At 63.0% G+C, this 20,893-nt stretch carries 21 protein-coding genes; 5 read left to right on the top strand and 16 right to left on the bottom strand.

Annotated elements, in window-relative coordinates; translation table 11 throughout:
• Positions 1-148 precede the first annotated feature (148 nt).
• From NKK50_RS29100 to NKK50_RS29035, 14 genes are all read right to left on the bottom strand, one after another.
• On the bottom strand, positions 149-781 hold the full coding sequence (locus NKK50_RS29100) for a sarcosine oxidase subunit gamma (protein WP_352544258.1): 633 nt from the start codon (positions 779-781) through the stop codon (positions 149-151).
• Positions 759-3,740 carry a sarcosine oxidase subunit alpha gene (locus NKK50_RS29095; protein ID WP_352544257.1) on the bottom strand — a complete coding sequence of 994 codons (2,982 nt, stop codon included), beginning with the start codon at positions 3,738-3,740 and terminating at the stop codon, positions 759-761. Before NKK50_RS29095 ends, NKK50_RS29100 begins: the two co-directional genes overlap by 23 nt.
• A 199-nt stretch (positions 3,741-3,939) precedes the next feature.
• Positions 3,940-4,215: a sarcosine oxidase subunit delta gene (locus NKK50_RS29090; protein ID WP_023684437.1), complete on the bottom strand. Its 276-nt coding sequence runs from the start codon at positions 4,213-4,215 to the stop codon at positions 3,940-3,942.
• Positions 4,216-4,230: 15 nt separating this feature from the next.
• A complete protein-coding gene (locus tag NKK50_RS29085; protein ID WP_023668554.1) occupies positions 4,231-5,484 on the bottom strand; it encodes a sarcosine oxidase subunit beta family protein in 1,254 nt (417 codons plus the stop codon).
• Positions 5,485-5,520: 36 nt separating this feature from the next.
• On the bottom strand, positions 5,521-6,828 hold the full coding sequence (gene glnT, locus NKK50_RS29080) for a type III glutamate--ammonia ligase (protein ID WP_352544256.1): 1,308 nt from the start codon (positions 6,826-6,828) through the stop codon (positions 5,521-5,523).
• Between the two features lie 30 nt (positions 6,829-6,858).
• Positions 6,859-8,187, bottom strand: coding sequence for an FMN-binding glutamate synthase family protein (locus NKK50_RS29075; protein WP_352544255.1), 1,329 nt, complete (start codon positions 8,185-8,187; stop codon positions 6,859-6,861).
• Positions 8,188-8,193: 6 nt separating this feature from the next.
• Complete coding sequence (locus NKK50_RS29070; RefSeq protein ID WP_023668551.1) at positions 8,194-8,922, bottom strand: GltB/FmdC/FwdC-like GXGXG domain-containing protein; 729 nt, start codon at positions 8,920-8,922, stop codon at positions 8,194-8,196.
• 4 nt (positions 8,923-8,926) lie between these two features.
• A complete protein-coding gene (locus NKK50_RS29065; RefSeq protein ID WP_352544254.1) occupies positions 8,927-9,823 on the bottom strand; it encodes a class II glutamine amidotransferase in 897 nt (298 codons plus the stop codon).
• An 84-nt stretch (positions 9,824-9,907) separates the two neighbouring features.
• The gene (locus NKK50_RS29060; protein WP_023668549.1) at positions 9,908-10,225 is read right to left on the bottom strand and encodes a hypothetical protein; all 318 of its coding nucleotides are present in this window, start codon (positions 10,223-10,225) and stop codon (positions 9,908-9,910) included.
• Positions 10,222-10,911, bottom strand: coding sequence for a hypothetical protein (locus tag NKK50_RS29055; protein WP_023687063.1), 690 nt, complete (start codon positions 10,909-10,911; stop codon positions 10,222-10,224). Before NKK50_RS29055 ends, NKK50_RS29060 begins: the two co-directional genes overlap by 4 nt.
• Before the next feature lie 42 nt (positions 10,912-10,953).
• Positions 10,954-12,348: an APC family permease gene (locus NKK50_RS29050; RefSeq protein WP_023668547.1), complete on the bottom strand. Its 1,395-nt coding sequence runs from the start codon at positions 12,346-12,348 to the stop codon at positions 10,954-10,956.
• 14 nt (positions 12,349-12,362) lie between these two features.
• On the bottom strand, positions 12,363-12,524 hold the full coding sequence (locus NKK50_RS29045) for a hypothetical protein (protein WP_023668546.1): 162 nt from the start codon (positions 12,522-12,524) through the stop codon (positions 12,363-12,365).
• Between the two features lie 27 nt (positions 12,525-12,551).
• Entirely contained in the window at positions 12,552-12,929 is a 378-nt protein-coding gene (locus NKK50_RS29040) for a hypothetical protein (protein WP_023668545.1), read from the bottom strand.
• A 28-nt stretch (positions 12,930-12,957) separates the two neighbouring features.
• On the bottom strand, positions 12,958-13,245 hold the full coding sequence (locus NKK50_RS29035; protein WP_023668544.1) for a hypothetical protein: 288 nt from the start codon (positions 13,243-13,245) through the stop codon (positions 12,958-12,960).
• Positions 13,246-13,528: 283 nt separating this feature from the next.
• On the opposite strand from NKK50_RS29035, the gene NKK50_RS29030 reads away from it, so the two are divergent.
• From NKK50_RS29030 to NKK50_RS29015, 4 genes are read left to right on the top strand one after another with little or no spacing between them, the layout of a single operon-like run.
• Positions 13,529-14,662, top strand: coding sequence for an aminomethyl transferase family protein (locus tag NKK50_RS29030; RefSeq protein ID WP_023668543.1), 1,134 nt, complete (start codon positions 13,529-13,531; stop codon positions 14,660-14,662).
• 42 nt (positions 14,663-14,704) lie between these two features.
• The gene (locus NKK50_RS29025; protein WP_023668542.1) at positions 14,705-15,301 is read left to right on the top strand and encodes a dimethylamine monooxygenase subunit DmmA family protein; all 597 of its coding nucleotides are present in this window, start codon (positions 14,705-14,707) and stop codon (positions 15,299-15,301) included.
• Positions 15,298-16,263: a PDR/VanB family oxidoreductase gene (locus NKK50_RS29020; protein ID WP_023687064.1), complete on the top strand. Its 966-nt coding sequence runs from the start codon at positions 15,298-15,300 to the stop codon at positions 16,261-16,263. Before NKK50_RS29025 ends, NKK50_RS29020 begins: the two co-directional genes overlap by 4 nt.
• Positions 16,264-16,272: 9 nt before the next feature.
• Positions 16,273-17,313, top strand: coding sequence for a heme-dependent oxidative N-demethylase family protein (locus tag NKK50_RS29015; protein ID WP_023735617.1), 1,041 nt, complete (start codon positions 16,273-16,275; stop codon positions 17,311-17,313).
• A 122-nt stretch (positions 17,314-17,435) separates the two neighbouring features.
• On the opposite strand, the gene NKK50_RS29010 is transcribed toward NKK50_RS29015, so the two are convergent.
• Positions 17,436-18,146, bottom strand: coding sequence for a helix-turn-helix domain-containing protein (locus NKK50_RS29010; RefSeq protein WP_023687066.1), 711 nt, complete (start codon positions 18,144-18,146; stop codon positions 17,436-17,438).
• Positions 18,147-18,413: 267 nt separating this feature from the next.
• On the opposite strand from NKK50_RS29010, the gene NKK50_RS29005 reads away from it, so the two are divergent.
• Positions 18,414-19,772, top strand: coding sequence for a trimethylamine monooxygenase (locus tag NKK50_RS29005; RefSeq protein WP_023709929.1), 1,359 nt, complete (start codon positions 18,414-18,416; stop codon positions 19,770-19,772).
• A 41-nt stretch (positions 19,773-19,813) separates the two neighbouring features.
• On the opposite strand, the gene NKK50_RS29000 is transcribed toward NKK50_RS29005, so the two are convergent.
• Positions 19,814-20,608, bottom strand: a complete 795-nt coding sequence (locus tag NKK50_RS29000; protein ID WP_352544253.1) for a hypothetical protein — start codon at positions 20,606-20,608, stop codon at positions 19,814-19,816.
• Between the last annotated feature and the right edge of the window lie 285 nt (positions 20,609-20,893).

The following is a 20,893-nucleotide window of genomic DNA, read 5'->3' as shown; positions in this document are numbered from 1 at the left end:
CGCCGCGCCAACCAATCCGCTTGGCGCTGCGGCGGACGCATAGGGGGAGAGAAGTGTCACCTATGTATCCGGTTCAAAGTGTTACCCATCTATCGGCTGGACACCGGCAGGGCGATGAGGGGCGGCGCCAACATCTGAAACTATCGAGCTAAAGCTCCTCGGAATGCCCGATAGCCACACCATACTCCGCAGCCGAATCCAACATCGTGTGCCACAGACTTTCGGCAAACGTCGCAAACATCAGGAGGTTGAACACCGCCTGCCCATCCGCCTTGTCACCACCACGCCAGAGCGTGACGCTGGTGTGATCCATCGAGGTCGCGGCAGCAGCGCCAACCGGAAACGCATCGGGATGCAAATCAATCGACGACAGTTTCGCCAGCATGGCGCGCGCCTTGGGGCCGCAGATGCTGATCAGCACGCGTGCATGCGATTGGTCGGATAGCGAAGCGGAAGATGCAAAGGTCTGAGCGAGCACCTCAGTCCTGCCACCCTTCGACAGGACAAAAAACTGATCCGGTCCCGACCAGATCAGCGTCGCATCCGCGGTGCCAACCGCCTTCGGCGTTTCCGGAGCCGCGACGCCGAAACGAGCGTTCGCGGCCTTGGCCAAATCACCCGCCTTGCCGCGCCGTGCCATCACCTGGACGAGGTCGAAATTGCGGATCTCGGTCAGCGACACACCGGCATCGCCTTGCGGGCCGTAAGCGCCAGGAGCGAGCGCGCGCTCGAGCGGGCTACGAACATCCCAGGAAAAATCAGCCACGCTGGCGCCCTCCATCGGGATCGTAGAAGACGGGATTGCAGAGCTCGACATCATAGTCTTCACCGCGCAGCGGATCATGCGCGTGGACGATCTCGCCGATGCGTTCGCGGCCGCGCTCGACAAGGCCGAGACCGATCCACTGGTCGAGCGTCGGCGAGAAGCAGACCGAGGTGACGTAGCCTTGGTCGTTATCAGGCCCGGGCGTCTGGCCCTTCGGGATGATGTGCGCGCCGGAGCGCAGGCGGCGCGCCTTGTCGATCGGCTTGATGCCGACCACGACCTGCCGGTCCGGCGCCACCAGCGCCTCGCGGCCGGCCATGACGCGACCGATGAAATCCTTCTTGGTCGACATCATCTTGCCGAGGCCGAGATCGGCGGCGGTCGTCGTGCCGCTCAGTTCCGGTCCGGCGACATGGCCCTTTTCAACGCGCATGACGCCGAGGGCTTCTGTGCCATACGGCGTCACGCCGAACGGTTTTCCCGCCAGCATCAAATTGCGTGCCATCGCTTCACCGTAACGCGCCGGCACCGAAATCTCGAACGCCATCTCGCCGGAGAAGGAGATGCGGAACAGCCGCGCCTTGATGCCGCCGCGCAAAGCGACTTCGCGCACGCCCATGAATGGAAAACCTTCGTTCGAAAGGTCCTCGGCAGGGTCGACGATTTCCTTCAACAGGTCTCGCGTCCTTGGCCCGGCAATCGAGAATTGCGCCCACTGGTCGGAGACCGAGGTGAGTTGCACGTCGAGTTCGGGGAATAGCACCTGCCGGCAGAATTCGAGATGCTGCATCACCAGCCCGGCCTTCGCCGTGGTCGTGGTGAGGAAATAATGGTCATCGGCCAGCCGCGAGGTCGTGCCGTCATCATAGACGAGGCCGTCCTCGCGCAGCATCAGCCCGTAGCGGGCTTTTCCCACGGCAAGGTTTGAGAAGGTGTTGATGTAGACGCGGTCGAGGAAGGCGCCGGCATCGGGGCCGTGCACATCGATCTTGCCCAGCGTCGACACATCGCAGAAGCCGACGCCGCCGCGCACCGCCTTGACCTCGCGGGTGACCGATTCCAGCCAGTCTTTCTCGCCGGCGCGCGGATACCATTGCGCGCGCTTCCACAGGCCGGTGTCGACAAAGATCGCGCCTTGTTCGGCCGCCCAGTGATGCGACGGCGTCAGCCGCGTCGCATGGAAATTTTCGTCGCGATGGTGGCCGGCAAAAGCGCCGATGGCGACCGGCACGTAGGGCGGGCGATAGATGGTCGTGCCCGTCTCGGGAATGGATTTGCCCGTCACCGCCGCCATGATGGCGAGGCCGGCGACGTTGGATGTCTTGCCCTGGTCGGTCGCCATGCCGAGCGTGGTGTAGCGCTTCAGATGCTCGACCGATTCAAAACCCTCGCGCTGCGCCAACTCGATGTCGGACGCGGTGACGTCATGCTGCTGGTCTACAAAGGCCTTGCCTTTGCCGGCGACGTGCCAGAGCGGGGTCAGTGAGAAGGACTCGTCGCCGGCAACAGCTGCAGAGCCCGGATTGCCATTGCGTCCCGCGTCCCGCGCCGCTGCGGCGCCGGCCTCGAAACCTGCGCGCAGGCAGGCGCCTAGCCCGAAGTCGCCGTTAGCCGCACCTGCGGCGACCATACCGGGCGGCGCGCCGTCCGGCACGAAGGCGGCGATGTCGTCTCGCCATTTCGGCCGGCCGCGATGGTAAGAGGTGAGCCCGACCGCCGGATTCCAGCCGCCGGAAACGGCAAGCCCGTCGGCCTCGACCTCGGCGCGCGCGCCGCCGGTCAGCGACACCGCTATTTTTCTTACGCCGTCCTTGCCGCCGTCGACGCCGCTGACCGAACCATGCAGCACGGTGAAGCCGTTCCTGGAAGCGAGAGAACGATGGGCAGGCGAGACGTCAGGCCGCGTGTCGATCACCGCCGCGATCTGCAGCCCGGCGCCGAGTGCCGTCTCGACCGTGCGCCAGCCATCCTCATTGTTGGTGAACAGCGCGATCCGCTTTGCCGGCGTCGCCGCATAACGTGTGACGTAGGTGCGGATGGCGGACGCCATCATCACGCCGGGCGTGTCATTGCCGGCAAAGACGATGGGACGCTCAATCGCGCCGGCGGCGACGACGCAGCGCTTGGCCACGATGCGCCACAGGCGCTGGCGCACCTGATGCTCGGGCGGTACCGGCAGATGATCGTTGACCCGCTCGATCGCGCCATAGGTACCGCCGTCATAGACGCCGAACAGGGTCGTGCGGGTCATGATGCGGACATCCGGCATCGAGCTGAGCTCGGCCAGTGTGCGCGACAGCCACTCCGCGGCCGGCAGACCGTCGATCGTGCCGCCATCCGACAACAGACGGCCGCCGGGCGCAAAATCTTCTTCGCACAGGATGACGCGCGCACCGCTGCGGCCTGCAGCGAGTGCGGCGGCGAGACCGGCCGGACCAGAGCCGGCGATCACCACATCGCAATGCGCCCAGGCCTTGTCGTAGTGATCCGGATCGGGGGTGACCGCCGCGCGACCCAGACCCGCGGCGCGTCGGATCGCCGGCTCGTAGACCATTTCCCAGAATTTTGCCGGCCACATGAAGGTTTTGTAGTAGAAGCCGGCGACGAAGATCGGTGCGAACAGCTGGTTCACCGACATCACATCGTGGCGCAGCGACGGCCAGCGGTTCTGGCTGGCCGCTTCGAGGCCTTCATAGAGTTCGGCCGTCGTGGCCTTGGTGTTGGCCTCGCGCCGTGCGCCGGTGCGCAGTTCGACCAGCGCGTTGGGTTCTTCCGAGCCCGCAGTCAGAATGCCGCGCGGACGATGGTATTTGAACGAGCGGCCGACCAGCTTGACGCCATTGGCGACCAGCGCCGACGCCAGCGTGTCGCCCTGGAAGCCGGAAAATGTCGTGCCGTCGAAGCGGAAGGTGAGGGGGGTGGAACGGTCGATGAGACCGCCGGATGAGAGACGATGGGATTGGCTGGAACTCACGATGGCCGGCCTCTCATCGATCCAATGCCAGGCGGGACCGTCGCGCTCTTCACCCTCCCCCTTGTGGGGGGGGTCGCTGCGCAGCAGCGGGGTGGGGGTGCGGCACCGACCCCCACCCGGACCTGCGGTCCGACCTCCCCACAAGGGGGAGGTAGGGGGCTGGCGCTTTTCGCGACGGCTGTGGTCTCGACAGAATAGCTCATGTCTCCACCTGGCTCGCACCAGCCCCCGCCGCCGGTTCCACCGCCGAGATCTCGTGCGTCAGCGTGTTGCGGGTGACCTTCAGCCAGGCCCGGCAGCCACCGCCGTGATACCAGTTCTCTGCCATCACGCCGGCGATGTTGTCGCGCAGATAGACATAGTCGTAGACGGCATCTTCGCCGGCATCCGCCGCCGGCCGTACAGGCTTGGCATCGCCGAGATAGCTGAACTCGCCGAGTTCGCGTTCGCCGCAGAAAGGACAGGTGATACGCATCTTGTTCCGGCCGCCTCAATGCAGGTTCGGTTGGGCGCCTTGGCCCTTTTCGTCGATCATGGCGCCGCGCTGGAAGCGGTCGAGCCGAAACAGCGCCGCCTCCTTGTGCGTTTCGTCACGCGCCAGAAGATGGGCAAAGACGAAGCCGGAACCGGGCGTCGCCTTGAAGCCGCCATAACACCAGCCGGCGTTGAGGTAGAGCCCGTCGACCGGTGTCTTGTCGATGATCGGCGAGCCATCCATCGACATGTCCATGATACCGCCCCACTGGCGCAGAAGCCGCACGCGGCCGATCATCGGGATCAGCGCCATGCCGCCTTCGCAGACATCTTCCATGACAGGCAAATTGCCGCGCTGGGCGTAGGAATTGTAGCCATCGATGTCGCCGCCGAAGACCAGCCCGCCCTTGTCCGACTGGCTGACATAGAAATGCCCGGCGCCGAAGGTCATGACGCCGGGGATGAGCGGCTTGATCGCCTCCGAGACGAAAGCTTGCAGCACATGGCTTTCGATCGGCAGGCGCATGCCCGCCATCGCTGCGACACGCGACGATGACCCGGCGACTGCCATGCCGACCTTGCCGGCGCCGATCTTGCCGCGCGACGTCTCGACGCCAGTCACCTTGCCGTTGCCGTCCCGGACAAAGCCGGTGACCTCGCAGTTCTGGATGATGTCGACGCCGAGTTCGCTCGCCGCATGGGCATAGCCCCAGACCACCGCGTCATGCCGCGCGGTGCCGCCGCGGCGCTGCAGGAGGCCGCCCTGCACGGGAAAGCGCGCATGGTCGAAATTCAGGAACGGCAGCATCTTCTTCAGCGCCGCCTGGTCGAGCAGTTCGGCATCGATGCCATTGATGCGCATGGTGTTGCCGCGCCGCGCATAAGCGTCGCGCTGCGCATCGGAATGATAGAGGTTGAGGACGCCGCGCTGGCTGACCATGGCGTTATAGTTGAGGTCCTGCTCCATCCGCTCCCAAAGCTTCATCGAAAGCTCGTAGAAGCCGGTATTGCCGGGCAGGCCGTAATTGGAACGGATGATGGTGGTGTTGCGGCCGGCATTGCCGGAGCCGATCCAGCCCTTTTCCAGCACGGCGACGTTTCTGATGCCGAACTCGCTGGCGAGGAACCAGGCGGTGGCGAGCCCATGGCCGCCGCCGCCGATGATCACAACATCGTAGTGGTCCTTGGGCGCCGCATCGCGCCAGGTGCGCTGCCAGTTCTTGTGGCCGGAAAGGGCAGCACGGGCGAGCGAGAAGATCGAATATTTCATCAGGTCATTCCGAGGTCGCTCGCACCGCTAGGACGATTATATGTCCAGCGTGTGGTCGCGCTCCCATTGCGTGAAGTGCGAAGCATAGGAATTCCATTCCTGTTGCTTCAGCTTTAGATAAGCCGACGAGAATTCCTCACCCAGCGCCGCCTTGAGCGATTTGTCCTTGTCGTATTCGCGAAGCGCGTCGAGCAGGTTGAGCGGCAGCTTCGGCGCGCCCTTCACAGTGTGACCGTTCTGGTACATGTCGATGTCGTAGCGCTTGCCGGGATCGGCCTTGGAGCGGATGCCGTCGAGACCGGCGGCAATGATGACGGCCTGCAGCAGATAAGGGTTTGCGGCGCCGTCCGGCAACCGCAGCTCGAAGCGGCCGGGGCCGGGCACGCGCACCATGTGAGTGCGGTTGTTTCCGGTCCAGGTCACCGTGTTCGGCGCCCAGGTGGCGCCCGAAATGGTGCGCGGCGCGTTGATGCGTTTGTAGGAGTTCACCGTCGGGTTGGTGATGGCGGCCAGCGCCGAGGCATGTTTCATGATGCCGCCGAGGAAATTCTTGCCCTTGGCCGACAGGCCGAGTTCCATCGCGTTATCGGCAAAGACGTTGACCCTGCCGGCCTTGTCCCAGACCGAAATATGGGCGTGGCAGCCATTGCCGGTCAGGCCCTGGAAAGGCTTTGGCATGAAGGTCGCGCGCAGGCCGTGTTTCTCGGCCACCGACTTGACCATGAACTTGAAGAAGGAGTGCTTGTCGGCGGTGGCGAGCACATCGTCGAAAGCCCAGTTCATCTCGAACTGGCCGTTGGCGTCCTCATGGTCGTTCTGGTAGGGGCTCCAGCCCAGCGCCAACATGTGGTCGCAAATCTCGGCGATGACATCGTAGCGGCGCATCACCGCTTGCTGGTCGTAGCAGGGTTTTGAAGCCGTGTCGTATTTGTCGGAGATGACGCTGCCGTCCGGCGAGATCAGGAAGAACTCTGCCTCGACGCCAGTCTTGACATGCATGCCGTCAGTGGCGGCTTCCGCGATCAGCCGGCGCAGCGTGTTGCGCGGCGCCTGCTCGACTTCCTTGTCGTCCATGATGCAGTTGGCGGCGACCCAGGCGACATCGGGCTTCCACGGCAGCTGGATCACCGAATCCGGATCCGGCACCGCCAGCATATCAGGATGCGCCGGCGTGAGGTCGAGCCAGGTGGCGAAACCGGCGAAGCCGGCGCCGTCCTTCTGCATGTCGGCGATCGCCTGCGCCGGCACCAGCTTGGCGCGCTGGCCGCCGAACAGGTCGGTGTAGGAAATCATGAAATATTTGACGCCGTTCTCTTTGGCGAATGCGGCGAGATCGTTCCCCATTATAGTTCCTCGCTTATTTTGATGTGTTTTTTAGAAGCCGTTTTTCCCCGGTATCCAGTTGGTGCCGGCCAGCGGCACGCCAGCCATGGCGGCGGCTTCGATGGTGAGGGCTACGAGATCCTCGGGCTCGAGATTGTGCAGGCTGTTCTTGCCGCAGGCACGCGCAATGGTCTGCGCCTCCAGCGTTATCACCTTGAGGTAGTTCGCCAGCCGCCGTCCGGCGGCGATCGGATCGACCCGCTTCATCAGTTCGGGGTCCTGCGTGGTGATGCCCGCGGGGTCGCGACCCTCGTGCCAGTCGTCATAGGCGCCGGCGGTGGTGCCGAGCGCATTGTATTCGGCCTCCCAGCGCGGGTCGTTGTCGCCGAGCGCGACGAGCGCTGCCGTGCCGATCGACACCGCGTCGACGCCGAGCGCCAGCGCCTTGGCGACGTCGGCGCCATTGCGGATGCCGCCCGACACGATCAGCTGCACCTTGCGGTGCATGCCGAGATCCTGCAGCGCCTGCACCGCCGGCCTGATGCAGGCAAGCGTCGGCTGGCCGACATTTTCGATGAATACTTCCTGGGTGGCCGCCGTGCCGCCCTGCATGCCGTCGACGACGACGACATCGGCGCCGGCCTTCACCGCAAGTGCTGTGTCGTAATAGGGGCGGGCGCCGCCGACCTTGACGTAGATCGGCTTTTCCCAGTCGGTGATCTCGCGCAGTTCGAGGATCTTGATCTCGAGATCGTCCGGCCCGGTCCAGTCGGGATGGCGCGAGGCCGAGCGCTGGTCGATGCCCTTCGGCAGCGTACGCATCTCAGCGACGCGGTCGGAAATCTTTTGTCCCAGCAGCATGCCGCCACCGCCGGGCTTGGCGCCTTGGCCGACGACCACTTCGATGGCGTCGGCGCGGCGCAAATCCCTGGGGTTCATGCCGTAGCGCGACGGCAGATATTGATAGACCAGTTGCTTGGAATGGCCGCGCTCTTCCTCGGTCATGCCGCCGTCGCCCGTGGTGGTCGACGTCCCGGACAGGGTCGCGCCACGGCCGAGCGCTTCCTTGGCCGGGCCGGACAGCGAACCGAAGCTCATGCCTGCAATGGTGATCGGGATCTTCAGCTCGATCGGCTTCCTGGCGTAACGCGAGCCGAGCACGACGCTGGTGTCGCAACGTTCGCGATAGCCTTCCAGCGGGTAGCGCGAAATCGACGCGCCGAGGAACAGCAGGTCATCGAAATGCGGCAGCTTGCGCTTGGCCCCGGCGCCCCTGATGTCATAGATGCCGGTCGCCGCGGCGCGGCGGATTTCGGAAAGCGTGTAGTCGTCGAAGGTCGCGGATTTGCGCGGCGTCGTCGGCGGGTTCTTGTAGGTCATGCTGCCTCAATACGCGTCGGCGTTGTCGATATTGAAATTGTAGAGCGTGCGCGCCGAGCCGTAGCGCTTGAATTCCGACGGCTTGACGCCGGTGACGCCGGCGCGGTCGAGCAGTCCCTGCAGCAGTTCGATATGCTCGGGCCGCATCTCCTTGGCGATGCAGTCGGCGCCCAGGCTTTCGACCTTGCCGCGCACGAACAGCCGCGCTTCGTAGATGGAATCGCCAAGTGCGTCGCCGGCATCGCCCAGCACCACCAGATTGCCGGACTGCGCCATGAAGGCCGACATGTGGCCGATATTGCCGTGCACGACGATGTCGATGCCCTTCATCGAGATGCCGCAGCGCGACGAGGCGTTGCCCTCGATGACGAGCAGCCCGCCCTTGCCGGTGGCGCCGGCATACTGGCTGGCGTCGCCCTTGATGACGATCGAGCCCGACATCATGTTTTCGCCGACGCCAGGCCCGGCCGAGCCGTGCACGGTGATGGCAGCGCCGTCATTCATCCCGGCGCAGTAGTAGCCGACGCTGCCGCGCACATCGATGCTGACAGGCTGGTCGACGCCGACGGCAACCGAATGGCTGCCCTTCGGGTGCAGCACTTCCCACGCCGTTTCGTTGGAGCCGGGCGTCAGATTGTGCAGCGCCTGGTTCAGTTCACGCAGCGACGACACGTCGAGATCGAAGACCCGGGACGCCTGGTCTTGCGCCGCCTTCGAAAGTTTGGTTGCCGGCATGAGCTCAATGCTCCCAGAAATAGACGGTTGCGGGTTCCGGTTCCCAGACCCTCGCATTGTCTATGCCGGGCAGTTTGGTCAGCGCCCGATATTCCGAGCCGAAGGCGACATACTGTTCGGTCTCGGCCATGACGGCGGGCTTGCAGGCGATCGGATCGCGCACCACGCCGAAACCGTTCTTGGTGCCGACGACGAAGGTGAAGAAGCCGTCGAGGTCGGACAGCGTGCCTTCCAGCGCCTCGCCGAGGTTCTTGCCATGCGCCATCTGCGACGAGAGATAGGCGGCGGCGACCTCGGTGTCGTTCTCGGTCTCGAATTTCATGCCCTCCCGCACCAGCTCACGCCGCATATTATTGTGGTTGGACAGTGAGCCATTGTGCACCAGGCACTGGTCGGCGCCGGTCGAGAACGGATGCGCGCCCATCGTTGTGACGGCCGATTCCGTCGCCATGCGGGTATGGCCGATGCCATGCGTGCCGGTCATCGAGCGGACGTCGAAGCGGTCGACGACCGCTTCCGGCAGACCGACTTCCTTGTAGATTTCCACCGCTTCGCCGGCGCCCATGATGCGCACGTCGGGGCGGATTGACTGCAGCGCTTCGCGCGCGGCATCGACCTTGTCGGGCGCGGTTCTCAACACTGCATGGGTGGACTTCACCGCTATGCTCACCGGCGCGCCGATGGCCTTCGCGAGTTCGGCGTCGAGGCCGCGGAAATCGCGCTCGGGCTTCGCGGACTGGATGGTGATCTTGGCTTCATTCCTGGAAGGCGCGCCATAGATGGCGATGCCGGCGCTGTCGGGGCCGCGATCGCTGAGCGATATCAGCATCTGCGACAGCATCGAGCCGAGCTGCGGCTCAAGCGACTTGTCTTTCAGAAAAAGTCCGACGATTCCACACATGTCAGCCTCCCGACGTTACCACTAGACGATGATGTATCGAATGCGTCGTGCGAATTCAATCGTATGAAAAAAATATTCCTGTAGTTACGTATCCGGCTCGATGCGGCCTTGTGAACTATCGCCGCCGTCGCGGGCGCTGTGAATCCATGTGGCGGTGCGGATGCGGGCTATTCTGTAGGCATCGAGGATCGACAGCGCATAGATCAGGAAGCCGCCGGCGTGGCGGCCGACGAAGCTGGCATCGGCCGGCGCGATCTTGGCCGTCACCCAGGCGAGGATCACCATGAAGAACAGGAACTGCAGGCCGCGCACGGGCACGCCCAGAATGACGTGGCCGCTGGCCGGTAAGACGATGGCAGCGCCGAGCACCAGATACGGGTTTGTCGGTGCGGGTGCGCTCATGCGACCTGCCTTTCCTGTCGGTTGATGGCATCGCGCAGCACTGAGGCCGAGGTCAGCAGTCTCTCGACCAGCGTTGGATCCAGCCTTGCGCCGCCGAATGCGGCCTGCCGGAACACGCCGTAGCGCGCCCGCTCGGCCTCGGCCAGCAGCCAGACGATGCGCACGCCGTTCGGGGTGATCAAGAGTTCCTTGGCGCGGCCTTCGGCAAAGATGTCGAGATGGCTGGCGATCAGGTTCTGCGGAAAGCGCGCCGCCCTGAGGTCGGTTCGCAGCACGGCTTCAGCCGGAAATCCCGGAGCCTTCGGCAGCGTATGCTGAAGATGATCGAAATTGGAGAAGGTCGTCGGCGAGCCCGGCCGCATCATCATGTCGAAGGTCGCCGGCACCGCAACCGGCTCTGTGATCGTGACACTCAACCATCGCGCCGGCAGCTTTCGCGTTGCCAGCGTGTCGACGATGGTGCGCAGCTGCACGCGCTGTCCGTTCCATGTGCCGGCCCAGGTGACAACGCCGGCTGTGCCATCGGAGACATCAACGGCATCTGTGATGACGGTCTGGATGCTGGCTGCCTCGGCTGCAAGATCAGCCTTGGCCTTTTTGCGGCTGGCGCGCGTATGCCAGGCGAGGTGCAGGACGAGAGCCACGGCGACCGCCCCGGCCAGCAATGCTGTCGTCACGTCAGACACCTCGTCACGCCATGCCCGCCCAGACCGGCAGGCCCTCTCCTGTCAATAGCCCTGCGGCTTCGGCCACGGCATGGTGAACTGGTCGCCGCGGCGCACATAGCGGTAACGGTAGAAGTGGAACCACAGCGAGATCAGGAAGTAGAAGGCGACCATGGCGATCAGCTGCGTGCCGTAGCCGAGGAAGATCGCAAAGAAGGTCACCACGCAGAGGCAAAACAGCACGATCGCCGGGATCGGGTGGAACGGGTGCGTATAGCCGCGGCGGATCGTGCCCAGCGGCCACTTTTTGCGGAACATCATGATGTTTATGCTCATGAAGGTGTATTGCAGCACGCCCGACAGGATTGAGAAGGTGATCGCCTGGTTGAGGTCGGCGATGAAGGCGAAGGCGAGCGCGATCGGCAACAGGAACAGGATCGAGCGATAGGGCGTGCGGTATTTCGGGTGCACGGCCGAGAACCATGTCGGCAGATAGCGGTCGCGTCCAAGCGAGAACCACGCGCGGGCCGCATCGTTGATACAGCCATTGGCCGACGCCAGTGCCGCGAGCAGCGTGGCGACGAACAACAGGTTTTCCAGCAGCGGGCTGCCGGTCAGCTTGCCGGCGTCCCACAAGGGATAATAGGTGATACCGAGGTACTCCCAGGGCATCAGCGAGGCGCAGACATACCAGGTCATGGCGGCGGCGATCAAAAGCGTGATCATGCCGGCCATGGTGCCGTAAGGCAGCGAACGCGCCGGCGAGCGCACTTCCTCGGCGGCCTGCGTGGTGCCTTCGATGCCGAGATAGTACCAGATGCCGAACTGGAAGGCCGCGATGACGCCGATCCAGCCATAGGGCAGCGCATTGCCGGGGGTGACCAGTTCGTTGAGCTTCAGCACAGCACCCTGCGTCCAGGGGCTGACCGAGAAGAACAGGATAACGATCGAGACATAGGCTATCGCCGTGATGACGAAGTTGACGTTGAGCGTCATCAGCACGCCGCGATAGTTCAGCCATGCCAGCACGACGATGGTGGCGGCAATGAAGGAGTTGTGGGTGAGCCCTTCGACGCCGGCCTTGGCGACGATGGTGTCGCCGAGCAGGATGGCGTCCGAAACCTCCAGCATGGTGTAGGCAAAGACCAGGAACAGCGCGACGTTGAAGGCCATCAGCGGCCCGACAATGTGCTTGGCCTGCGCGTATTGGCCGCCGGCGGCGGCAACCGTCGATGTCACCTCGGAGTCGATCATGGCGACCGAAGTGTACAAGAGCCCGACCACCCAGCAGACGATCAGCGCCGCCAGTGCGCCGCCCTTGTCGGCCGAGAAATTCCAGCCGGTGAATTCGCCGACCAGCACGATGCCGACGCCAAGCGCCCAGACATGGGCCGGGCCGAGCACGCGTAGCAGTGAAACCCTGTCGCCGTGTATTGCCGGTTCAAGCGTGATCGTCATTGTTCAATCCCCACTCAGATCCGGTGTTTTTCGGAAGCGGCTTCAAGCTCGCCTTCGCGCGAGGAAGTCAGCACCTCCTCGGAATAGGTCGTGTCGATCTTGAACCAGTCGTAGAGCATCCACAGCGCAAGCACGACCGAGATGCCCCACGATGCGTAAGAGAGTGCGACCCACATGAGCGTGCTTCCCCAAAATCTCTGGCGTTACTTGTCGTCGAACTTTTCGTTGATGACGTCGCGATATTCGCGGTCGGAGGCGCGGAACAGGAAGACGAAATAGCCGATCAGCACCGCCGCCATGATGATCAGCGTCGGCCAGTCGATGATGTAGTGGAAGCGGTTCTGGATGATGTCGTGCGCGGTCTCCGGCGTATAGCCGAGCTTTTCCCAGATCGAGGCCATGGTCGGGTTCTGTCCCAACGCTTCCCAGGTTTTGGCATCGAGCGCGTCGATGGATTTCGCCGCACCCGCCAGGCCGAGTTTCAATGGCAGCCACAGCGCCACGAAAATGGCGACCACGACGACCACGATATCGAAAATCTGCCCGGCCTTGCCTTGTTCCGGCGGCGTGTAGCGCGACATGACTTCTACCCCTCAGGACGTTCTGTTTTCAGGACTTGCGGTTGCGGGCCGCGTCGGCGTTCTTGATGTCGAGACCGTAGATGAAGTCCTTGTCTTCCTTGTAGTGATTGACCATCGCCAGGATGGCGGCCGTATTGAAGATCAGCACGGCGGCGGCAGCGATAGCGACGACGATCTTGATCCCGGTGTCCGGGATGTAGGGCCATGTCATGACAAGCACGAAGAGGATCGTCGCCCAAAGGCAGATGATCAGGAGCGCGGATCCGCGCAGGTCGGAACGGTACAGCGCTTCGATGCGCTGCTGCAGGTCTGACATCGGTTTCCCCTTTTCCAGCGCCCGACCCCGAATTGGCCGCCCGCTGCCCTCTTTCAACAGAGTGAAATTTTTTTCATAAATTCGGGCCGAATCCAGCAATTGTCAAGCCGATTTTACGTTGGGTTAACCGTTTGTCCCCAGCCGCGAATTTTGCCTGACAATGAAATTATTTGCTTCCGGGTATTGCGGCATCAGGACGTTTGCGATCAATATTCGACCAAATGCTCCCGCCTCGCGCAGGGAGCCGGGAACACAATAGAATTTTCGAACGGAGGATTTGCGGATGACGGCATCCTGGAGATTTTCGACCCTGGCGGATCGCCATCGCGCGTTAGGCTCGAAGCTCGAAGACTGGAGCGGCATGGGCACCGCCTGGACCTACGACAAGGACGCCGACGAGGAATACACCGCCATCCGCACCAGGGCCGGGCTGATGGATGTGTCGGGCCTGAAGAAGGTTCACATCACCGGGCCGCACGCCTCACACCTCATCGACCTGGCAACGACGCGCGACGTGGAGAAGATCTATCCCGGCAAGTCGGCCTATGCCTGCATGCTGAACGAGGCCGGAAAATTCACCGACGACTGCATCCTCTACCGCACCGGGCCGAACGCCTGGATGGTGGTGCACGGCTCCGGCACCGGCCATGAGGAATTGCAGCGCGCTTCCGTCGGCCGCGACGTATCGCTGCGCTTCGACGACAATCTGCACGACCTGTCGCTGCAGGGACCGACCGCGGTCGACTATCTCTCAAAGCATGTGCCGGGCATTCGCGACCTCAACTATTTCCATCATATGCAGACGCAGCTGTTCGGCTTTCCCGTCATGATCTCGCGCACCGGCTATACCGGCGAGCGCGGCTACGAGATATTCTGCCGCGGCCAGGACGCCGGCACGATCTGGGACAGGATCCTCGACGAGGGCAAGAGCGCCGGCATCATTCCGTGCCGCTTCACCACGCTCGATATGCTGCGCGTCGAAAGTTATTTGCTGTTTTATCCCTATGACAACTCGCAGAAATATCCGTTCGAGAACGAAGGCCCCGGCGACACGCTGTGGGAGCTCGGCCTCGACTTCACCGTCAGCCCCGGCAAGACCGGCTTTCGCGGCGCCGAAGAGCATTACCGCCTCAAGGGCAAGGAGCGCTTCAAGATCTACGGCGTGCTGCTCGACGGCAAGCAACCCGCGGATGAGGGCGCGCCGGTCTATCGCGACGGCAAAAAGGTGGGCGTGGTCACCTGCGCCATGTATTCGCCGCTGGTCGAGAAATCGATGGGCATCGCCCGCCTCGACGTCGACTGCGCGGTCAAGGACACCAAGCTCGAGATCCGCAACAAGAGCGGTTCGATCAGGGCGACGGCGCAGCCTCTGCCCTTCGACGATCCCAAAAAGACCAAGCGCACGGCGAAAGGCTGAGGCACAATCGACAGCGAGGGGTTTCGAGGTACGAAGTAGAGAATGGCAGCCAAAACGATCATCAGCCGGCCCATTTACGGAACCCTGTCCCCGCAGCCCGGCAAGCATCATCTTTTCGTGGCGGATGCGGAAGGCGCGCTGGCGATCGTCGATATGGCAAGGACGGCGCCCCCCGGCTTCTTCGACGGCGCCGAAATCGTCTTCATTCCCGGGGCCGACGGCAAGCACGTTGCCGCTCTTGAGGCACTGAAGTCCGCGCAATTTCATGTCGCGCCAACCTTCGCCAGCCTGCTGCCCCGGCTGAAGCAGACGCTTGCCAACGCGCATATGGGCCTGCGCCTCTATCTCGCCGGCACCGAAGGGCTGATCGGCCAGGCCATGCAGGTGGCGCTCGAAGCCGGCATCGATCATACCTCCATGCAGACCGAGCATCGCGGCTCATTGGCGCGGCGCATGCAGTGCGTGCATTGCAAAGGCATCACCGAAAATGTGACGACGCAGCCGGCCACCTGCGCGCATTGCGGCCTGCTGCTTCTGGTGCGCGATCATTATTCGCGACGGCTGGCAGCATTCCAGGGCGTCTGCATAAATGCCGAGGATCGCTCGGAGATCCCTCCCATAGAGGAGGTCTTCCCATGAGCACCGGCACCACCAAGCTCGATGTCGTCGTCAGCGACGTCGTCCCGGTCAACGAACTGGTGACGCGCTTCCATTTCCGCCGCCGTGACGGTGAGCTTTTGCCGACCTTTTCCGGCGGCGCCCATGTCGTGGTCGAGATGCGCGATGGCGACCGCACAAGGCTCAATCCCTATTCGCTGATGGGATCGCCGCTCGACACCCGCGAATACACCATCTCGGTGCGCCGCGACGATGTCGGCCGCGGCGGCTCGTTGTTCATGCACCGGAGCGTCAAGCCTGGCCTGGAGATGGTGGTCAGCTACCCCGTCAATCTGTTCTCGCTCGACCTCAGGGCAAAGAAGCATCTGATGCTTGCCGGCGGCATCGGGATCACGCCGTTCATGGCGCAGACCGCGCAGCTCGCCGGGTCCGGCGGCAATTTCGAGCTGCACTACACCTGCCGCACCGCCTCGCTCGGCACCTATGCCGATGTGCTGCAGGAGCGCTATGGCCGTCGCGTCCGGCTCTATCACGACGACCGCGACGAGCGCATCGAACTCGACCGTCTCTTGTCCTCGCAGCCGCTCGGCACCCATCTCTATGTCTGCGGCCCGGCCGGCATGATCAACTGGGTGCGCGAGCGCGCTGCGGCTCTCGGCTGGCCGGCGGAGACCGTGCACTACGAGCATTTCGCGGCACCCCAGCCCGGCCTGCCGTTCGACGTCACACTTGCCGTCAGCGGCAAGACCATCCGCGTCGGCGAGCAGCAGAGCCTGCTCGAAGCGATCGAGGCCGCCGGCGTCGATCCGCCCTATCTCTGCCGCGGCGGTGTCTGCGGCCAGTGCGAGACCAACGTCGTCTCGTATGACGGCAAGTTCATCCACAACGACCACTGGCTCAGCGAGGAAGACCATCGTTCCGGCTGCAAGATCATGCCGTGCGTGTCGCGCTTCGAAGGCAAGTCGCTGGTCCTGGAAAGATAGGAGGCCAGCTTGGGCATCACCTTTCGCAAGGAAACGTTTCGCGACGATTTCACCTTCAGGAACAGCCCGGAACACATCAGGCGGTTTCCGTTCCCGTTCCACGAAGACGCCTACATGTATGCGGTCAACATCGAGCCGCATGTGGTTGGCCCCAAGGGCAGCGTTCTGGAAAACCTGATCGACGTCGACGAGCACTATGTCGCCGAGATGCAGGACCGTGCACTGGTGCTGGCCGACGATCCGCTGCGCTGCCAGTCGCTGCCGCATATGACGCTGGCCGGCTGGGACCTGCTCGAACTTTTGATGGAGCAACAGGCACTTGGCTATCCCGAGCATTTCACCCTGACCCGCGACGGCGACCGCTGGCGCTGGATCAACCGGCCGCTCGGCATCGACGACACCTTCACCTTCGGCGACACCTCGACGCTGCCTTACGGGCCGATGGAGTACATCACCCGCCAGAGCCAGGGTGATTTCTGCATTCTCGATCAGCGCGACGGCAATCTTTGGATGGACGCCGGCATGGTCACCACCCAGGCCGACTGGTCGCTCGATTTCGACATCGGCATGAACTTTTTCGAATGGCATGCGCCGGTGCCGCTGGCGCATGAGAAGGGCATTTTCGTCCGGGCGCTGAAATTCCTCACCAACATCCAGCAGGGCAAGCCGGCGCGGCGGCTGAACTGGACGATGACCATAAACCCGCGCCTCGACACCAGTCCGGAGAATTACCACAAATGGGGCCCGGACCGCGCGACGGTCACGCCCGAAAATGTCGCCGACAAGGTGCATCTGCGCGTCGAACTGCAAAGCTTCTGGCGGCTGCCGCGCTCGAACGGCATCGTCTTCCCGATCCGCTGCTATCTCATCAAGATGGACGAACTGGTGACACAGCCGAAATGGGCAAGGCGACTGCACCGGGTGATCCGGGATTTGCCGGAAGAGCTGGCCACCTACAAGGGCCTGACGCGGTATCGGCCGACATTGGTGGAATGGCTGTCGAAGCTGGATGATGGCAGTGCGACGTCACCGGGGTTCGGGCCGGACTAAAGGCCCCCTCATCCGGCCGCTGCGCGGCCACCTTCTCCCCGAGCGGAGAAGAGATCGCCAGCGCTGACGCCAGACTCCTCTCCCCTCGGGGCAATCCGGGTGAGCGGGCTGCGGCGGTCCGACTACCCCGCGCTCTGCGGATAGCAAATAATCGACAGATACCGCATCGGAAGTTTCGTCAGTTGCTCCGGCCCGTGCGGCGCGTCGGCGTCGAAGAACAGGCTGTCGCCCGGCTTCATCGGATAGAGGTTGCTGCCGTGCCGGTACACCACCTCGCCCTCCAGCATATAGAGGAATTCCATGCCCTCATGCTGGAAGGTCGGGAACACATCCGAATCCTCGGTCAGCGTAATCAGATAGGGCTCGACGACGACGCCGCTGGTGTTGGAGCCGATATGGCCGAGCAGATTGTATTGATGGCCGGCGCGGGTGCCGCGGCGTTCGACATCTAGCCCTTCGCCGGCCTTGACGAAGACGGCGCTGCGCTCTTCCTCGAATCGGCGGAAGAAGGCGGTGACGGGAACGCCGAGCGCCCTCGACAGCGCCTGCAGTGTGGTCAGCGACGGCGAGGTGATGCCGTTCTCGATCTTCGACAGCATGCCCAGCGAAATATCGGTGGCGACGGCGAGATCGGCGACGGTGATGCCGAGCTTCTTGCGGAAGGCGCGCACCTCGCGCCCGATCGCCACCTCCAGCACTTTTTCGCGCGTGTCGCGAATGGCGTGCGGATTCTGCGTCAGCGGCGCGCGGATGGTTTTTCCGTCCACGGAGGCCTTTGCCGGTGGCTTTGCCCTTGTCGAAGCAGTCTTGGAATCGGAACTTGTCTTCGCCATCTCGCCTCCGAATCCCCATGATTATTTCACTCCAGGTGAACATATTCGGTGCCGATACAGAAACGCAACCGCGCAGCAAGCCCCTTAAGTCGAATGGTGTCCGAACAGGATTTACGCCGTCATCCGTTTTTCCGGAAATCCGCTGGGGCGAAACGCGGTTTCTCCACAAGGCCTGTTGACAGCATCCAAGAGGCAATTACTGTCCTGTGAGTGAAATTTGTTTCGTAAGAGCAATTCCAAAAATCGAATGACACCGGGAGGCCTGCCATGAAAACGCGCGTTGCCGTCATTGGAGCGGGGCCATCCGGTCTGGCCCAGCTCAGGGCCTTCAAGTCGGCTGCCGACAAGGGCGCCGAGATCCCCGAAATCGTCTGCTTCGAAAAGCAGTCGGACTGGGGCGGCCTGTGGAACTACACCTGGCGCACCGGCCTCGACGAGCATGGCGACCCCGTCCACGGCTCGATGTACCGCTACCTCTGGTCGAACGGACCGAAGGAATGCCTGGAATTCGCCGACTATACGTTCGAGGAGCATTTCGGCCGCCCGATCGGATCCTACCCGCCGCGCGCCGTTTTGTGGGATTACATCAAGGGTCGCGTCGAGAAATCAGGCCTGCGCAAATGGGTGCGCTTCAACAGCCCGGTGCGCATGGTCACCTTCTCGGACGAGAGCAGGAAATTCACTGTCACCGCGCATGACCGCACCAACGACGTCACCTACTCCGAAGAGTTCGACAATGTCGTCGTCGCTTCCGGGCATTTCTCGGTTCCCAACGTTCCCTATTTCGAAGGCTTTTCGACCTTCAACGGCCGTATCCTGCACAGCCATGATTTTCGCGACGCCATGGAGTTCAAGGGCAAGGACATACTGATCATCGGCCGCTCCTATTCTGCCGAGGACATCGGCTCGCAATGCTACAAATACGGCGCCAGATCGATCACCTCCAGCTACCGCTCCAAGCCGATGGGGTTCAAATGGCCGGAGAACTGGAAGGAAGTGCCGCTGCTGCAGAAGGTCGTCGGCAAGACGGCGCACTTCAAGGACGGCACCACAAAAGATGTCGACGCCATCATCCTGTGCACCGGCTATCTGCATTCCTTCCCGTTCCTCACGGAAGAGCTGAAGCTGAAGACCGCCAACCGCATGTGGCCGGACGGGCTCTATGAGGGCGTCGTGTGGGAGAAGAACCCGAAACTGTCCTATATCGGCATGCAGGACCAGTTCTACACTTTCAACATGTTCGACGCCCAGGCCTGGTTCGCCCGTGACGTCATCATGGGCCGCATCAAGCTGCCGTCGGGACAGGCGATGGCCGAGCACGGCGCCAAGTGGCGGGCACGCGAAGAGACGCTGGAAGACGCCGAGCAGATGATCTGGTTCCAGGGCGACTACACCAAGGAACTGATGGACCAGACCGACTATCCCGGCTTCGACGTCGAGGCGGTCAACCAGACCTTCATGGAATGGGAGCACCACAAGGCGGAAGACATTATGAGCTTTCGCGACCACGCCTACCGCTCGCTGATGACCGGCACCATGGCGCCATTGCACCATACGCCCTGGCTGCAGGCGCTGGACGACTCGATGGAAAGCTATCTCCAGGTGAAGGGCGTGGCGGCGGAATAGGTCGGCGTGATGCAAAACAATGCGCCGGCACCGGCCCAGTTTCAATTCAGAGGGTAGTCGGGAGCCGCATCGGTCTCCGTCACCTTGACCCACACCAATTCGCTATAATAGGCACCCTCCGGGCCGGTGCCGTACATAGACAGCCTGTCAGCCATCAGCAGATGTGTCATGTCGTTGAGTGCCCGGCCGGTCGGCTCCTCGGGCCAGGCGAAGACGCCGTCGGTTTTGGCGCCGAACCTCACATCGGTGCATCCGAAATCGATCTCGACCTTCCACGACAGCAACGGCCTGATATCGCTGAGCGGCGGGCGCGGCGGATCGGGCTGCTCGAAGTGATGGTCGACCGAGACTCTCGTCGGCACTGCCGGCGTGATGCCTTTGGCTTTGAAGGAGGCGATGGCGTCGTCGCCAAATCGTGCGAGCAGGCCAGCGTGCCATAACCGGTAGGTCGCGCGGAAAAAGCCGCTGACCCGGATAGATTTGCCATCGTTGTTGAAGACGTTCACAGCGGCGTAGAAACGGCGCAGTCGTGGCGCCAGCGCCCGCCAGTCGCATTCGGCCGGTGTCCCCGGCGTCGCGATGAAATCGTCAAGCAGATCGCTGCCGCGCACATTGGCGTTCAGCACCGTGCAATCCTCACCATGGATATGCCAGTGCTGCCGGAGCTCGGCTGCTGCGATGCCGGGCTTGCGCAGCTCTTCCACCGAGGCGCGAACCCGAGCAATCGCGTAGGACGTAGCCGCATCCAACGTCTCAAACCCCGAAACCACATGCTCGCCGGTCATGGCCATGTCGAAGACGACGACAGTAAAAGGCGGTTCGCGCTGATCGGGCATTCGGCAGCAAGCTCAGGCTGGTCGAGGATGAAGCAGCTTTCCGCGCGAAAATGCGTCAAAGTCAAGAGCTGGAGCGCGGCCTGCCATTTCCAGAAGAGGCGAACTCCAGAAGAGGCGAAACCGTTCTATCCGAGCCGTGCTTGAGCTTTCGCGGCTCAGGGGTCGAAGACCGACCGCGATGATGTCGATGGCATGCTATTACCAGCCCCCGAAAATGCCGCGACCCTGGACCGTGCGATGAACACTTCCTGGCCGAGATCGCGTGTGCCGGCCACGGGGCAGGTG

Source organism: Mesorhizobium sp. M0001, assembly GCF_040324255.1.
In the GTDB taxonomy this organism is placed as follows: domain Bacteria; phylum Pseudomonadota; class Alphaproteobacteria; order Rhizobiales; family Rhizobiaceae; genus Mesorhizobium.
The sequence above is the reverse complement of the archived record's forward strand: the minus strand, read 5'-3'. Positions and strand labels throughout refer to the sequence as shown.

Bases quoted from the DNA above. Each gene is read 5' to 3' on its own strand.
- NKK50_RS29010 (WP_023687066.1), bottom strand. From the start codon at position 18,146: ATGGCGAAGACAAGTTCCGATTCCAAGACTGCTTCGACAAGGGCAAAG.
- NKK50_RS29085 (WP_023668554.1), bottom strand. From the start codon at position 5,484: ATGAAATATTCGATCTTCTCGCTCGCCCGTGCTGCCCTTTCCGGCCAC.
- NKK50_RS29030 (WP_023668543.1), top strand. From the start codon at position 13,529: ATGACGGCATCCTGGAGATTTTCGACCCTGGCGGATCGCCATCGCGCG.
- NKK50_RS29000 (WP_352544253.1), bottom strand. From the start codon at position 20,608: ATGCCCGATCAGCGCGAACCGCCTTTTACTGTCGTCGTCTTCGACATG.
- NKK50_RS29040 (WP_023668545.1), bottom strand. From the start codon at position 12,929: ATGTCGCGCTACACGCCGCCGGAACAAGGCAAGGCCGGGCAGATTTTC.
- NKK50_RS29100 (WP_352544258.1), bottom strand. From the start codon at position 781: ATGGAGGGCGCCAGCGTGGCTGATTTTTCCTGGGATGTTCGTAGCCCG.
- NKK50_RS29065 (WP_352544254.1), bottom strand. From the start codon at position 9,823: ATGTGTGGAATCGTCGGACTTTTTCTGAAAGACAAGTCGCTTGAGCCG.
- NKK50_RS29025 (WP_023668542.1), top strand. From the start codon at position 14,705: ATGGCAGCCAAAACGATCATCAGCCGGCCCATTTACGGAACCCTGTCC.
- glnT (WP_352544256.1), bottom strand. From the start codon at position 6,828: ATGGGGAACGATCTCGCCGCATTCGCCAAAGAGAACGGCGTCAAATAT.
- NKK50_RS29020 (WP_023687064.1), top strand. From the start codon at position 15,298: ATGAGCACCGGCACCACCAAGCTCGATGTCGTCGTCAGCGACGTCGTC.
- NKK50_RS29060 (WP_023668549.1), bottom strand. From the start codon at position 10,225: ATGAGCGCACCCGCACCGACAAACCCGTATCTGGTGCTCGGCGCTGCC.
- NKK50_RS29050 (WP_023668547.1), bottom strand. From the start codon at position 12,348: ATGACGATCACGCTTGAACCGGCAATACACGGCGACAGGGTTTCACTG.
- NKK50_RS29045 (WP_023668546.1), bottom strand. From the start codon at position 12,524: ATGTGGGTCGCACTCTCTTACGCATCGTGGGGCATCTCGGTCGTGCTT.
- NKK50_RS29070 (WP_023668551.1), bottom strand. From the start codon at position 8,922: ATGCCGGCAACCAAACTTTCGAAGGCGGCGCAAGACCAGGCGTCCCGG.
- NKK50_RS29035 (WP_023668544.1), bottom strand. From the start codon at position 13,245: ATGTCAGACCTGCAGCAGCGCATCGAAGCGCTGTACCGTTCCGACCTG.
- NKK50_RS29090 (WP_023684437.1), bottom strand. From the start codon at position 4,215: ATGCGTATCACCTGTCCTTTCTGCGGCGAACGCGAACTCGGCGAGTTC.
- NKK50_RS29005 (WP_023709929.1), top strand. From the start codon at position 18,414: ATGAAAACGCGCGTTGCCGTCATTGGAGCGGGGCCATCCGGTCTGGCC.
- NKK50_RS29075 (WP_352544255.1), bottom strand. From the start codon at position 8,187: ATGACCTACAAGAACCCGCCGACGACGCCGCGCAAATCCGCGACCTTC.